Below are 14,748 nucleotides of genomic sequence, written 5' to 3'. Positions count from 1 at the left end.
TCACGGCGGACCTGCCGAGCGCCGTCAAGAACCAGGCCATCCAGGACGCGAAGAGCATGTTCAAGAGGGCGAAGAAGAAGGACTTCCAGATCGTCCCGGTCCTGAAGAGGCCGTACTGCACCTGGAACAACCAGAACTACTCGTTCGACTTCGAATCGGTCTCCCTCCCGATCATCATCGACGGGAAGGTGAAGAAGACGGCCCTCCTCGCCGACATGGTCGACCCGGACAACCGGAACGCCACGCTCCTCGCCAACAAGCTCGGGACGCTCCGCATCACGAAGAAGTCGAACAAATGGATCGCCCAGATCGCCGTCACGATCCGCACGACGGAGAAGACGGGCACCAACGTGCTCGGGGTGGACCTCGGCCTGAAAGTCCCTGCCGTCGCGTCCACGGGCTGCGACAAAGCGCGGTTCTTCGGGAACGGGCGCGAGAACAAGTATATGAAGCGCAAGTTCCGGGCGAAGCGGAAAGAGCTCGGTCAACACAAGAAACTGAAGGCAATCAAGAAACTGGACAACAAAGAACAGCGCTGGATGCGAGACAAGGATCACAAGGTGAGCCGTGGGATCGTCGACTTCGCGAAAGAGAACCATATCTCTGTCATCCGCCTCGAAAGACTGGCGAACATCCGACAGACGGCAAGCACAAGCCGTAAAAACGCCAAGAACCTGCACACCTGGTCGTTCTATCGCTTAGCCACATTCATCGAATACAAGGCGAAGTTAGAAGGAATCAAGGTCGAATATGTCAACCCTGCATACACATCTCAGACATGTCCTTCTTGCGGGAGCCGAAATAAAGCGAAAGATCGGACATATTCGTGTTCATGCGGATTCAAGAAGCATAGAGATCTAGTCGGTGCGATGAACATCCGATACGCACCTGTGGTTGATGGTGACAGTCAACCAGCCTGAGAACCTATAGGGTCTGTCTCGGGAGGGGTGATGGCACACCCTCATCTGAAGGCTCGGACAAAACAGAAATGGCCTGCGTCCGCACGGGCACTTCTGAATCCCACCCATCCTGAAGGGATGGGCTTGCGGCTTTAGCCGTGGGAGTGTCAAAGTTTTAATTTGGAACAAGGACACGGTCTCCGTGACCGCGAGTTCGAAACCGTCAACTACGCCATCCTTGATACGTTATTCAAATGAAAAACCGCGAGCACCCTCATGGGGCGCTCGCGGTTTTTTGTTCATTTATTCCAGTTGCGGAATCCGTCACCGAATTCAAGGTGGAGATCGTCGCCGAACACGCCGTTCTCGAACGTGGGTACGTCGACCGGGAGTTTGCCCGTCGGTTTGACTTCGCCGAAGATGGCGCGAATGCCGGCCGGGAGGTTCGGTCCTGCCGATTTGACATTGCCCGCCTCTGAGTCCGGTCCGTTCGGGTCACCTTTGAAGCCGTAGATGATGAGCTGGGCCGGTGCGTCCGGCTGAACCGCCACATCGTACGGGTTACGCAGGCTGAGCAAGACTGACTTCTTGCCCGTCTCGTTCGCGTAACGGAACACTTCGGCCGGCACGTAGTTGTCAGCCGACGTCGATTTCAGCTTGGCGCTGTTGTTCACGTTCGAACCGACAATGATATAGTCGGCCGCATCGAGTTTCGCTTTCAAGTCTGGGTTTTGATCTAAGTGTTTCGTCGATGCCGTATAGTTCGCGGCGATGACGTTCACGTCTTTCATGTTGCCGGCGTTCTTCTCGAGCGACTTGATCGTCTTGATCATGCTGTCCGTCTGGTCTTTCGCCGGTGACAAGACGAGGACCGTCTCACCTTTTTTCGGTTTGAACGGAAGCGTCTTGTCGTCGTTCTTCACGAGCGTGACGGCCGCCTCGGCGATCTCACGTTCTTTCGCTTTATGCTCGGCACTGCCGACGACCGCGTTCGCCTCGGCGAGTTTCGCCTCGAGCGTCGTCGTGTCGACCGACTCTTGCCAAATGCCGCGTTCCGCTTTGAGCGTCAAAATCCGCTCGACCGCTGCATCAATCTTCTCTTCTGACAGGCGTCCGTCTTCGACGGCCGCGATGACGTCGTCAAAGATCGTCTCGAGCTTCACGACGTCCGCGTTCGACCGTAAAATCGTCGGCATGAGCGCGATATCCACGCCCGCATCGAACGTCTTGATGACCGCTTCGGCTTCCGTGAAGTTATCGGCAATCGCCTGCATGTTCAAAGCGTCCGTGATGACGATCCCGTCATATCCCATGTCTTCCCGTAACACGCCCGTGATGACGTCGTCCGAGAGCGTCGCCGGGAGCGGGAATGTGCCGCGCGGCGAGTTGACGACCTCATCCTCGATTTGTGGCATCCCGATGTGTGCCGTCATGATCATATCGATGCCTTCGGTGATGGCTCGTTTGAACGGCAACAGTTCGAGACCGCGTAAATCTTCGAGCGATTTGTCGACGATCGGAAGTCCGTAATGCGAGTCGACCGCCGTGTCACCATGACCCGGGAAATGCTTCGCCGTCGCAGCGACACCTTGGTCTTGAATCCCTTGTGTCATCGCCGAGCCGAGCTCGCCGACGAGTTCCGGGTCGCTCGAGAACGAGCGGACGCCGATGACCGGGTTGGCCGGATTGTTGTTGACGTCTAGCACCGGACCGAAGTTGACGTTCACCCCGAGAGCGTTCAACTCCGAACCGATAATATTCCCCGCGTCGTATGCGTACTGGCTGCTCCGTGTCGCCCCGAGCGCCATGTTACCCGGCAAGTTCGTGCCCGTTCCGAGACGTGTCACGATTCCACCCTCTTGGTCAATCGTGATGAAGAGCGGTACGTCGTTGCTTTCGTCTTGTTTGACGACTTCTTGGAGGTCGTGGACGAGTTTCGTCGTCTGTTCGGTCTCAGTCACGTTTTCCGCGAACAAGATGACACCCCCAAGGTCAAACCGATCGACGACGCGCGCCACATCTGTCGCGAGTGCCGTATGGTTCGCCCCGTTCCATAATCGGAAGTCTGGCATGATCATTTGACCGAGCTTTTGTTCAAGCGTCATCGACGCGAGCTTGGCGTCCACACGCTGCTCAATCGACGTTGCTGGCGTCTCCTCCGCTACGACCGCAGTCGCCATCGGGACCGATGAGACGAGTAGCGCTGTCGTTAGCCCCAGTGTCGCCGTCCAGTTCAATGCTTTGTTCATGTTCCCCACTCCTTTTTTGAAAGTTTCCCCGACCCCCAAACAAAAAGGCATGGAGGAAGAAGCGTTGCCTCACCAACGCTCGTTCACCCCATGCCTGATCGTATCAGTTACATATGGTCCTTATTCAGGTGGTCAACGTCAGTATAGCAATTCAAAAAATGGGAAACAACACTTCGCATGAAAGCGTAACCATTTTGAAATATATGTTCTGTTTTGACACACATCCAAGCTGTATTGGCAAAGCCAATAATTTCGCTGGTTCGAATTCGTCCTCATCTTTGGTAAACTCTTTTTGTTAGGGGTTAACTTTCAAAAAGGGGGAAATCATCTTGGCACGAGGGGAACTGAAACGAAAGCCGGAATGGTTAAAGATTAAACTGAACACGAACGAGACATACACCGGTCTCAAAAAGATGATGCGCGAGAAAAATCTACATACCGTCTGTGAAGAGGCGAAATGTCCGAACATCCACGAATGTTGGGCCGTCCGCCGCACGGCGACGTTCATGATTCTCGGAAGTATCTGTACGCGGGCTTGCCGCTTCTGCGCCGTCACGACAGGCAAACCGAACGAGCTCGACTGGGAAGAACCGAAACGCGTCGCCGAATCGGTCCGTCTCATGAATTTGAAGCACGTCGTCATCACGGCCGTCGCCCGCGACGACTTGAACGATTACGGGGCGACCGTCTTCGCCGAGACAGTCCGCGCTGTCCGTAGCATGAATCCGGAGACGTCAATCGAAGTGCTCCCGTCCGATATGATGGGTGACTTCTCGGCGCTCCAGACGCTCATCGATGCCGGACCGGACATCATGAACCACAACTTGGAGACGGTCCGCCGTTTGACGCCGAGAGTCCGCGCCAAAGCGACGTACGACCGGACGCTCGAATTTTTGAAACGGTCGAAAGAACTGAACCCGGACATCCCGACGAAGTCGTCGATCATGGTCGGACTCGGCGAGACACGCGAAGAGTTGATTGAGGCGATGGATGACCTGCGGGCCCACCACGTCGATATCCTCACGCTTGGCCAATACTTGCAGCCGACGAAGAAGCATCTCGACGTCGAGCGTTACTACCATCCAGATGAGTTCGCCGAGTTGAAAGAGATCGCCTTGGCGAAAGGCTTCTCCCACTGTGAAGCCGGACCGCTCGTCCGTTCTTCATATCATGCGGACGAACAAGTCCACAAGGCGCGTCGTCATACGATGTTGCCAATCGACTAAGAGAAAGAAGAGACACATATGACTGGAACGACATGGCATTTGCTTCACACCGCCCCGCTGTCCCCGGCCGAGAACATGGCCATCGACGAGGCCATCGCCGGCTGGGTCGCACGCGGCGACATGAAACCGACACTCCGTTTTTACGCCTGGGCCCCGCACGCCATCAGCGTCGGGCGCTTCCAACGGGCGACGCGCGACCTCGACCGCGACGCGCTCGCGTTGAATGGCATCCCGGTCGTCCGCCGTTTGACCGGTGGGCGGGCCGTCTTGCACGCAGATGAACTGACGTATAGCGTCATCTTGCCTGAGACGATGCCGTCCTTGCCGACGAACGTCATCGAGAGCTATCGCCTCCTGACCGAAGGGGTGCGTCGCGGCTACCACGCGCTCGGCGTCCCGGCCGAATTCTCGGTACCATTGACCGAGGCAGACCGCGAGGCGCTCCGAAAACCGAAGTCGGCCGTCTGTTTTGACGCCGCTTCGTACTACGAGCTCGCCGTCGACGGGAAAAAGATTGCCGGGAGCGCCCAAGTGCGCCACCAAGGCGCCGTCTTGCAACACGGGTCAATCCCATTGTCGATTGACGATGACGTCTTGTTCGACTGCTTCAATCTCGAGGCCGATGCGAAGGCGGAGGCGAAAGCCCGCTTTGGTGACAAGGCCGTCTCCTTGAACGAGACACTCGGCCGACCGGTCGCCTTCGACGAGGTCGCGGCAGCGTTCACGGACGGGTTCCGTGACGCGTTCGATTTGACGTTCGAACCGCTGACGTTCAACGAGGCGCAGCAACAAGAGATTCAGCAACTCGTCGCCAAGTACGAGAGTGACGAATGGGTCTGGAAACGCTAAATCCAAACAACACCCGATTGAAGAGAGGGTCACCTCACTTCGATCGGGTGTTTTCGTTATTGTTGCGTATAAATCGAGACCGAGCCTCCGTTGACGAAGAACTGACCCCAGCCGTCAGCATTGATCGTGACGAGACGGGAGTTGTTGTTCGTCATGTCTTTCCATACCTCGCCGGCGTTCTGTTTGCCGACGTACATCCACTTCGAGCCGCCCGGACCGTCCGATAGGATTGTCGCGAGACCCGATTTGGCGCGGTCGGTCACCCCTTCACGTGTCCAGCCGATGACGTCCTGATGATCGAGATAGTCATGCTGCGTCCCGTAGGCGAAGTCTTTTCGTGCCTTCAGAATCGGTTGGAGCGTGCCCGACATGTTCGGGATCTCACGGTTCGTCGTCCCTTTCGTTCCATAATAGTCCCCGTAGAAGAGGGCCGGATAGCCTTGACCGCGCGTCATGATCGTCGCGTAGGCGAGCGGTTTGAACCAGTTGGCGACCGTCGACTCGAGCGACTGGCCCGGCTGTGAGTCGTGGTTATCGACAATCGTCACGGACAGCGACGGATGCTGTTCGGTGACGGTGCCTTTCAAGATGTTTCGCATATCGTAATTCCCGCCGCCGTTACCAGCCGCTTGGAAGTTGTAATGGAGCGGCACATCGAAGACGGAATGCGTGTAGCCCGTCTTATACAGATAGTCGTTGATGGCACCGAGGTCGTTCTTCCAATACTCGGCGACCGTGAACATCTCTTTCCCGGTCGTCTGGCGCACGCTCGTCACCCACTCCTTCAAATACGAGTGGCTGATATGTTTGACCGCGTCCAACCGGAAGCCGTCGAGCCCGAGCGAGTCGGCGTACCATTTACCCCAGTTCTTCATCTCTTGGCGGACCTCAGGATGCTCGAAATCGACGTCGGCATACATAAGATAATCATAGTTGCCGTTCTCGTTCGACACGTCCGTGTCCCACGCCTTGCCCGTGCTCTTAAATTTATAGATGCGGCTCAAGCTGCGTGACTGATCCCAATCGGTGCCGTCAAAATGGTACCAGCGCCATTTGAATGGCGAGTATGTATTGTTGCGCCCCGCGAAGTTGAACCCGGTCCAGGCCGAGATGCCATACTCACCGGACGTTTCTTGGTTCCGGTTCGACGGATTGACCTCGATCGCCTGAACGGATTCGGTATAATCGGCCCCGCCCTTGTGATTCATGACGACGTCGCCGTACACACCGATCCCTTTACCGCGCAAGTTCGAGATGGCGGTCTGGAGCTGCGCTTTCGTCCCGTACTTCGTCCGGGTCGTCCCTTTTTGGTTGAATTCGCCGAGATCGTATAAATCGTACGCCCCATACCCGACATCGTTCTGTGACGTGCCTTTGTACGCCGGCGGAATCCACACCGTCGTCACCCCGATGTCTTTCAAGTGCTGCGAGTCATTCGATAGTCGGTTCCAATGCAGCCCGTCGTTCGGGACGTACCATTCAAAGTACTGCATCATCGTACCGTTTTGCGGCGTCGCCGCCTGTGCGACCGGTTGCCCGGCGAGCAGTGCAATCGCGGTGACACCAGCCGTCATCGCTAACCCTTTCCGTCTTTTACCCATGCCCGTTCCTCCTCTTCAAAATGAATGCAAGCGATTTCATTAATTATCATGCCCGATTCTATTTTGGTTGAATAGAGGATTTCCATAAAACAGTTCTCTGCACCTAACTATTTTTTTCTTGAATAGTTCAGTCGACCAAAACAAAACGGATGGCTTGTGCCATCCGCCTAGTCATTCATTCCGTTCCAAACGTTTTCGCTTCACGAGGAAACCGAGATACGGGAGTCCTGTGAAGACGAGCCCGATGACGACAAGCGTCTGTAACACCAAAATGATGGCTTCCGCCGTCTGCGGCCAATCCAATTGGAGCATGAACACAAATCCAAGTGATAACAGCAAGCAGATGAGCGCACCCCGCCCCATCGCACGCTCGACTTGCCCATATTTCTCTTGGGTCGTCTGGCGATCGGTATAGAGAGGTGTCGCGTCCGGACTGCCTTTGAATACGTGAATCTCATCACCGGTCGACGTCACGTGCTCCCACCCGCTCGCGGCGAACAGCTCAAAGTAATCCTCGTCAGGCTGTTTGCGATAATCGAGACTGTAGCGTACGTCCATCGGCTCTCCTTCGACGAGCCTATAGCCGAGTGGAGCGAACTTCTCTAAATGCCAGCCACGAGCTGCCATCTCCCCTAGCTTTTTCATCTCCCGCTCTTCGGCGAACGCCAGCCCCCAACTCGACATATATTTCCGTTTCATCGGTGTCCCTCCCCTTCCAAAATGAAGCGTGCATCGTCAACGATTGCTTGTCGTCGTTTCAAGTCCTCAGCCACGAGTGCGCGGCCTTGCGTCGTAATCATATAACTCTTCTTCTTCCCGTCTCCGTCGAGTGGCTCGATGAGTTGTGCGTTCACGAGCTTTTTGATAATCGTATACATCGACGCCGGGCCAATCTTAATTCGCCCGTTCGTCAACTCCTCGACGAACTGCATAATCAAGTAGCCGTGACGCGCCTCGGTCAAGGCGAGGAGAATGTAGAACATGCTGTCGGTCAATTCTCCGAGCTCGATCGTGTCGTTACGTGGCATCCCGCCACCTCCTATATCATTCATTGATATATCTTACCCTCACTATATATCGTTGAATGATATATGTCAATGAATGATATATAAAAAGCCGCAGACGGTTCGTCTGCGACCTCGTTAACTAGTGACGTAATCTAAATCGTGCAAGATGTACGCCAAGAAAAACAACATGCTCGGGTTCTCGTAACGCATCTGCACTTTACGGAGCTGCTCCCGATACGTGACCTCGTACTCGGCCCCGTTCATCTTCCGCTCCATGTTCATCTTGATGAGCGCGTCGAGCTTGTCCATCATATCGACGAGCATCCCTTCGTACGTGTCATCTTTCGAATCGGCCATATAGCGACGGAACGCCGGCTGCATGTAGTCAGGCAGGAGCGACAACAACGCCTCGCTCTCGGCTCGTTCGTATGCTTCGAACGCCGCACCGGTCTCCGCGGTCGAATGTTTCACCGGTCCGAGCACGTCCCCGGTCACCCCTTCGACGAGGTCGTGGCAGAGGAGACGCGCCGTCAGTTCGGCGACATCGACGTCGACGTCATACTTCTCGCGCTCCAACAAGCCGCTGAACAGCCCGAGCGCGGCCGCCCGGAATCCATGGATGGCGTCGTTATCGTCGATCGTATTGAAACGGCCTTTCCAACGCCTTACGCTGTCCATCCGCATGACGTTCTCGATGAACGTCGCCACGTCGGTCTCCGCCTCGACTTGTTCGTAGAGCCAGCGGACCGATTCGAGCGGATGATTGCGCAGGGCTGCTTTCATCTCTTCAAGCTTCGCGACGAAATGGGGCGAGCCGTGTCCGACTTCGCGCCGCACGAACAGCATCGCGTCGAACGAGTCGATGCCGTCGACGAGCCGTCCTTCGAATGAGTCGTCCTCCGCCTCGACGAGGAAACGATAGAAATGCGGCCGCAGCGACTGCGACAACAACTCGACGAGGCCGAGACTCGCCGTCCGCTCCATCCGTTCGATATGTTCTTTGAGCGTCGGTTCTTTTTTCGTCCGATGCATGATCGGTCCGGTCTGCACTTCATTCATATCATGGAACAGCGCCTTGCCGAGCACGTCGAGCAAGTTGACGTCCTGTCCTTTGTTCTCTTCGTAGTATGCGGCAATTAAGCTGAAGACAGCGACGCGGAAACTGTGGCTTGCCGCGTTATCATGATAATGCGGCGCATACTCGTCCCAGCGTTGCACGTTCTGCATGCGTGTCATCTTGCGGATAAACGTTCCGTTATGCATCAAATTCCTCCTTGGTTCAGTCGCTCCCACGAGTCATCGTGACAGACGATGTAAAGCATATCGCTCGCCTGAAGCGGTGTATCGAGCACCGTCGCGTAATCGAGACGGTCGTTGACGGCGATTAACGTGACGCCTTGATGTAACAAGCTTTCCGCAGCGTCCCGGATGGTCGTCCATTCCGGTTTCGGCGCGAGCGCCTGGATGTTGCCGCCTGACTGTTTACTAAGCAGCTGACGGAAAATCGATGTCGTCCCCGGCTGCAGCGTCGCTTTCGCCATGAGGAGTGACACCGAGTCGTTCGCGAGAATAAAGTCGTCGATTCGGACGTGTTTGAATTTCGAGATGTTCCGTTCTTCGCACACCTCGACGACCGTATGCAAATCGACGCCGCGTTCAGACGAGAGCGCTTCGACCGCCGAGGCGATGAGGAGCGACTTGCCGTCGGCGAGGAGCGTCTCCGTGATGCGGGCATCCGCGAAGATGGCGACCCGGCGCGCCTTTAAAATATTGGCCTGCAAGAGCACGGACTCGTCCGACGCGTCACCGTGGACGAAGTGGACGTGATCGTGGTCGTACGGTTCTTGCTTCAACTGATCGATTAAGACGATCTCGGCCTTTGGCTCATAGACGAGCACTTCATCAATTGCCTTTTTCGTCTTCGGCGACCAGCCGATATAGACGTAATGCCCTTCTCCTCGATACACTAACTTCCCCTCCCGTTTTAACCGTTGAAACGTCGCACCGACTTCAACGAGTTTTCCAATCAACGCCCCGATAATCCCGATCCCGAACAGGAACAAGAAAATCCCGAGCCAACGTCCCGCGACCGATGTCGGAAAAAAGTCACCGTATCCGACGGTCGTGAGCGTCGTCATTGTCCACCAAAACGAGTCGAACATCGACGGGAACGTCTCGGGCTCGAGCACAAACCCGAGGACGGTACCGGTCAAGATGATGCCTAGCGATGCCAAGACGACGTTCAAAAACGATAATTTCGATAATCCGCGCCAGACACGAAAAAAGATATGCACAGAAAATTCCCTCCTTTTCCTATATACTAGAGACAACTTACTTGATTTACGAAACCACGTTACGTTCGGTTCCGTATAGAAAGAAAAAAGAAAGGACGACGTCATGAACTCAATCGTTTTAGAATATCGACTTTATAAAAATGAGCTTTCCTTCGAGCCACTCTACCATTATACATCGCTCGGCCTCGATGAAGTACTCGCCCGCCGCGAATGCGAATTTTTCGTCAAGGACGGCATGACCTACAAACAGCGCTCCTCGGCGCTCGAAGGCGAGCAATACTTCTTGATTTACGTCGACCGCTACACGGAAGGCCCCGTCGACAAGCACGAGACGAGCGACATCAAAGTTGAGATTCGCACGCTCGACGACCGCTTCGACAATCCGATGCTCGAGGCGTATTACGTCGACCGCCATCTCGACGCGCTCGCCATGCTCGGCAGCCAGTACTTGTACGTCGCCGGCAAAGAATATGAACGTGACTCGGCCGAGGCGGACGAAGATCGTGGCGTCTATGTCATTTACGTCACCCCTACAGGTTATACATTGGAGGAATCACCATGAAGACAAGCAAAAAAATCTTGAGCGGTCTGTCAGCCGCGGTATTAACCGCTTCACTCGCGGCGTGTGGCACCGACGAAACCGAACAAGCAACGTTACCGGAAGAACCGACGGGCTATGAGTGCGACGATTGGGACTGGGATGATGAGACGGAGTCATATTACTGTGACGACGAGCGCTCCCCTCACTTCGGGAGCTTCTTCTTACTCGGTAGCTTGTTCAATTCAAAGAGTGCATTGAAGAACTCCTCGTCTTATAAGAATTACCGTTCGAATGGCGGCGCCAACAGCATCACCCCGAACAAATCAAACTCAAGTTCCAAATCGGGACTCGGGAGCGGCTCACGAGGCGGCTTCGGGGGATGAAACGGGACGCATTATTCGGCCAAATCCCTTTCTTTTGGCCTGACTTGAACGACGAGGAATACGCCCTTTACGACTGTCTCACCATGTCCACGGACGCGGTGAGGCAGATTCGGGTGGCGACGCGTGACGTCGATACGATTTTCCGCAAGACGAACCGGCTGTTGCGAACGCTCCCGGACGATACGCTCCGCTTGCTCGGTTATCCCGAGGCGAGCTTGCCGTTCCTTCGGGACAAGGCGCTGCCGCAAGAGACGGTGATTGGCCGCTATGACTGGATCGTCAAAGACGGCACCATCAAATTGATGGAGTTCAATGCCGATACACCGACGTTCATCAAAGAATTGTTCGATGTGAACGGCTATGTGACGACAGAATTCGGACTCGATGACCCGAACGCGACGTCGACCGACGAGCTCAAGACCGAACTTCGAAAAGCCGTCATCGCGGCGTGGCAGCGACTCGGCCGGGACGGGACACCGAAAATCGTCTTCACGGCCCACGATGACAACATCGAGGACAAATGGACGACGCGTTTCCTCCAAGAGACGCTCGACTTGCCGTCCGAGTTCGTCCCGCTCGACCGTTTGCTCGTCGATACGGACGGCGTGTTCACACCGTCCGGGGAAAAAGTCGACGTGTTATATCGGCAGACGTACCCGATCGAGCATCTGGTCGACGACCGGGCACCCAATGGTGATTTGATCGGCATCCGCCTGCTCGAACTGAACGCGGCCAAACACGTCTCGCTCCTCAATCCGCTCTCGGCGTTTCTCATGCAGTCTAAAGGCGTTCAGGCGCTCATTTGGGAACTGTATGAGACCGATACATATTTTGACACAGCGGAACGTTCCATCATCGAGACGTACTTTTTACCGACGTATCTCGAGGCCGAACCGTTTATCGGCAAGAGCGCATACGTACAAAAGCCCGCTTTCGGCCGAGAAGGCGACTCGGTCATCCTATACGACCAAGCCGGTGTCCCGTTCCATAAAGAGGCGCTCCAGACGTACGCGGACGAGACGGCGGTGTATCAACAGTTCATCGAGCTGCCGACCCGTCTGACGAACACGGTCAACGGTCCGCTTGAGACGCACTACATGGTCGGCTGTTTTTGCTTGAACGGCCATCCGTCCGCTCTCGGCGTCCGCGCCGGCAGCATGATTACGAACAACCAGTCTTACTACTTAGCCATCGGCACAACAAAGGAGAATAACTTATGACGTTCATCACGCTCGATTCCATCTTGAGCTTCCTCGCTCACCTCGGCACAGGGTTTGGCCTGATTTTAGCCGGACTTGTCGTCTTCGCCCTTACGACGAAGTATTCGGAACGTAAATTGATTAAAGAAGGTAACGTCGCCGTCGCCTTGAAACTTTGGGGGAAAGCGATCGGACTCGCCATCGTCATCTACACGGTGTGGGCGAACAGCGTCAACCTGCTCGACGCCTTCATCTGGGGACTCGTCGGGATTCTCGCTCAAGTGCTCGCCTTCTGGACGTTTGAATACGTCCTGACGCCAGGCGTGAACTTAGAGAAAGAAGTCGAGAACGGCAACCTCGCCATCGGGATTAGCCTTTTCTCCGCCTCACTCGTCGTCGGCATCATCGTCGCCGCGAGCTTGACGTACTAATCAAACAGCCCATGCACTCATAAAGAGGCATGGGCTGTACTTGTAGAGGAAGAATGAAACGTCTACACGCAGACTGACTTGGGCTTTGCTCATTTGTTTCGCAAATGAACGTCCTCAAGATGTCGCCTTTATTCAAATAACCGGCAATCATTATCAAGAGAGGCATGCTTTAAACGCCATTGATGATGACGACTTTTCTACAACCCACATCATCATATTAGATAACGCCCCAAAGAAGAGCTTTACCCTTCAAACGTTAAAACAACATGGGCAAGTTCTCGACACCATTCATTAATCTGAAATCAAAATCGAGGCAAGGGGGAGAAAAATGTCAAAACGTGGACTCGTACTATTGCTGATGGGCATGCTCATCGTCATCACGATTTCGGTCACGGCCGGCGTCGGGTATTATCAGGACGAGCAACGAAAACAACCTTTGGCACAGGCGCAACAAAAACTGCATGAGCACATGACCGCCCAAGGCTGGTACACATACGTAGAAGGCAGCACCGTCGTCTTATTTACGAATGAAGACGAGACGATTCTCGGTCTCGGTATCATGAATTCAGATGGAGGCTTCAGCGTGTCGACATGGGACACGATTGAAGAAAAACCGTTCGATTCGATTCACTTTGGCAATACGACTGATGAATACATCGGGATTCGCTTCAACGAAAAACCGGAAGATGTGGCTTACGTGCGACTGAGCGGTTCGGATTGGAGCGAGACATACACCGTGAACGACCCTCGAGACGAAGGGTACGTCATGTCTTACTTGATCACGCTCGGTGAATCACAACGGGGTAGATTCGAGACACTTGAGACGCTCGACGGCGACAGAAATGTGATGCATGCGGAAGAATTATAAAACCGCAAACCGATGACCGGTCTGCGGTGATGTGACGACTGTTTTGGCAGTCGTCTTTTCTTATGCTTTGGCAAGTACGGCCGATGGACCGAAGAACTCGTAACGGGCTTGTGGAATCGTTTGGACGACCGTCTCCATCATCGCGGTCGGACCGCACGTGTAGACGTCGTGTCCCTCGACATCAAGTGCTTCGAGTTGTTTTGCACTCATACAGCCTGATACGTCATCGACGTGCGTGATGAGCTGAAGACCAGCGTTCACGAGTTCATCGAGCTCTTCACCGAGCGGACGGAGGTTCGTGCTACGGACCGCGTGCAACAACGTGACTGAACGCCCTTGGCCGAGTGCCGTTTTCGCCATGTTGAAGAGCGGTGTGATACCGATCCCGCCAGCGACGAGTGTGAGCGGGCGGTCCGTGTCTTCAAGCACGAATTCACCAGCCGGCGCGCTCACTGGAATTTCCGTGCCGACCGTCTGCTCGTGGAGCCAGTTTGAGACGAGCCCTTCCGCTTTCGGAGCGATCCAGTAGCCGTCTTCTGTCGTCTCGACGACGCTATATTGACGATGGTGCAAGATGTCTTCCCCAGCGATACGAGCTTGGACCGAGATGTATTGACCTGGGATGGCCGTCCCGACGACGCCATCGTTCGCTTTGATTCGGAATCGTTTCACTTCCGGCGTGTCTTCGATCACTTCAGCGACCGTGAACGGTTTGAAACCAATCCATGGCGCATCGGCATACATCTGTTTCTCGAGTGAGATGAAGACGTCGGCGATGACACCATATGCTTTCGCCCACGCGTCAATGATGTCCGGCGTGGCTGCTTCACCGAGCACGTCTTGAATCGCGCCGAGTAAGTTCTCGCCGACAATCGGATAATGTTCCGGACGGATGTTCAAGCTCTTATGTTTATGAAGCGCCGGTTGGATGGCCGGAAGAATCGCTTCGAGACGATCGATATGGACGGCTGCCGCGTAGACAGCGTTGGCGAGCGCCTCTGGCTGACGACCGCGTTTTTGGTTCGTATGGTTGAAGAAGTGGCGGACTTCTGGGTTGTTTTCGAACATGCGCTTATAGAAGTGACTCGTGATGGCAACACCGTGGTCTTTCAAGACCGGTGCTGTTGCTTTGACGATATCCATGGTTTGTTGATCTAACATATTGTTTCCCCCTTTTTGAAAGTACACGTCCATTATGTGA

At 54.9% G+C, this 14,748-nt stretch carries 15 protein-coding genes; 8 read left to right on the top strand and 7 right to left on the bottom strand.

The annotated features are described in order from the left end of the window. Window positions 1-920, top strand: a 920-nt coding sequence (locus KNP79_RS14525; RefSeq protein ID WP_215192847.1) for an RNA-guided endonuclease InsQ/TnpB family protein, incomplete at its 5' end; no start/stop codon positions are given. Between the two features lie 278 nt (window positions 921-1,198). Here the strand turns inward: KNP79_RS14525 and KNP79_RS14520 are convergent. Further along, window positions 1,199-3,148 (bottom strand): glycoside hydrolase family 3 protein, encoded by a 1,950-nt coding sequence (locus KNP79_RS14520; RefSeq protein ID WP_215192846.1) that lies wholly within the window; start codon window positions 3,146-3,148, stop codon window positions 1,199-1,201. A 326-nt stretch (window positions 3,149-3,474) separates the two neighbouring features. Here KNP79_RS14520 and lipA point away from each other — a divergent pair, with 326 nt between their 5' ends. Next, window positions 3,475-4,374, top strand: coding sequence for a lipoyl synthase (gene lipA, locus KNP79_RS14515; protein WP_371743440.1), 900 nt, complete (start codon window positions 3,475-3,477; stop codon window positions 4,372-4,374). A gap of 18 nt (window positions 4,375-4,392) precedes the next feature. Continuing rightward, a complete protein-coding gene (locus KNP79_RS14510; RefSeq protein ID WP_215192844.1) occupies window positions 4,393-5,223 on the top strand; it encodes a lipoate--protein ligase family protein in 831 nt (276 codons plus the stop codon). Between the two features lie 56 nt (window positions 5,224-5,279). Here the strand turns inward: KNP79_RS14510 and amyS are convergent, their stop codons facing one another. The 5 genes from amyS to KNP79_RS14485 form a co-directional block, all read right to left on the bottom strand. Next, on the bottom strand, window positions 5,280-6,797 hold the full coding sequence (amyS, locus tag KNP79_RS14505) for an alpha-amylase (RefSeq protein WP_251130184.1): 1,518 nt from the start codon (window positions 6,795-6,797) through the stop codon (window positions 5,280-5,282). A gap of 198 nt (window positions 6,798-6,995) precedes the next feature. Next, window positions 6,996-7,523 carry a DUF2812 domain-containing protein gene (locus tag KNP79_RS14500; protein WP_215192843.1) on the bottom strand — a complete coding sequence of 176 codons (528 nt, stop codon included), beginning with the start codon at window positions 7,521-7,523 and terminating at the stop codon, window positions 6,996-6,998. Beyond that, window positions 7,520-7,852: a PadR family transcriptional regulator gene (locus KNP79_RS14495; protein ID WP_215192842.1), complete on the bottom strand. Its 333-nt coding sequence runs from the start codon at window positions 7,850-7,852 to the stop codon at window positions 7,520-7,522. Before KNP79_RS14495 ends, KNP79_RS14500 begins: the two co-directional genes overlap by 4 nt. 114 nt (window positions 7,853-7,966) lie before the next feature. Next, window positions 7,967-9,094, bottom strand: coding sequence for a YfbR-like 5'-deoxynucleotidase (locus KNP79_RS14490; RefSeq protein ID WP_034779389.1), 1,128 nt, complete (start codon window positions 9,092-9,094; stop codon window positions 7,967-7,969). Continuing rightward, window positions 9,094-10,125: an ion channel gene (locus KNP79_RS14485; protein WP_214711064.1), complete on the bottom strand. Its 1,032-nt coding sequence runs from the start codon at window positions 10,123-10,125 to the stop codon at window positions 9,094-9,096. Before KNP79_RS14485 ends, KNP79_RS14490 begins: the two co-directional genes overlap by 1 nt. 103 nt (window positions 10,126-10,228) lie before the next feature. On the opposite strand from KNP79_RS14485, the gene KNP79_RS14480 reads away from it, so the two are divergent. The 5 genes from KNP79_RS14480 to KNP79_RS14460 all read left to right on the top strand — a co-directional run bounded on the left by KNP79_RS14480 (window position 10,229) and on the right by KNP79_RS14460 (window position 13,547). Further along, window positions 10,229-10,687 carry a hypothetical protein gene (locus tag KNP79_RS14480; RefSeq protein WP_215192841.1) on the top strand — a complete coding sequence of 153 codons (459 nt, stop codon included), beginning with the start codon at window positions 10,229-10,231 and terminating at the stop codon, window positions 10,685-10,687. Continuing rightward, a complete protein-coding gene (locus tag KNP79_RS14475; protein ID WP_214792153.1) occupies window positions 10,684-11,049 on the top strand; it encodes a hypothetical protein in 366 nt (121 codons plus the stop codon). The genes KNP79_RS14480 and KNP79_RS14475 overlap by 4 nt, the downstream gene beginning before the upstream one ends. Next, window positions 11,046-12,269 carry a glutathionylspermidine synthase family protein gene (locus KNP79_RS14470; protein WP_215192840.1) on the top strand — a complete coding sequence of 408 codons (1,224 nt, stop codon included), beginning with the start codon at window positions 11,046-11,048 and terminating at the stop codon, window positions 12,267-12,269. Before KNP79_RS14475 ends, KNP79_RS14470 begins: the two co-directional genes overlap by 4 nt. Continuing rightward, window positions 12,266-12,679 carry a DUF350 domain-containing protein gene (locus KNP79_RS14465; RefSeq protein ID WP_021066039.1) on the top strand — a complete coding sequence of 138 codons (414 nt, stop codon included), beginning with the start codon at window positions 12,266-12,268 and terminating at the stop codon, window positions 12,677-12,679. Before KNP79_RS14470 ends, KNP79_RS14465 begins: the two co-directional genes overlap by 4 nt. Window positions 12,680-13,007: 328 nt before the next feature. Further along, window positions 13,008-13,547: a hypothetical protein gene (locus tag KNP79_RS14460; RefSeq protein ID WP_214796617.1), complete on the top strand. Its 540-nt coding sequence runs from the start codon at window positions 13,008-13,010 to the stop codon at window positions 13,545-13,547. A 60-nt stretch (window positions 13,548-13,607) separates the two neighbouring features. Here the strand turns inward: KNP79_RS14460 and KNP79_RS14455 are convergent, their stop codons facing one another. After that, window positions 13,608-14,708 (bottom strand): globin domain-containing protein, encoded by a 1,101-nt coding sequence (locus KNP79_RS14455; RefSeq protein WP_214753612.1) that lies wholly within the window; start codon window positions 14,706-14,708, stop codon window positions 13,608-13,610. Between the last annotated feature and the right edge of the window lie 40 nt (window positions 14,709-14,748).

The sequence above is a fragment of the Exiguobacterium sp. s7 genome, from assembly GCF_018618195.1.
GTDB classification, from domain to species: Bacteria; Bacillota; Bacilli; order Exiguobacteriales; family Exiguobacteriaceae; genus Exiguobacterium; species Exiguobacterium mexicanum_A.
This window is presented reverse-complemented; position numbering and strand designations above follow the sequence as displayed.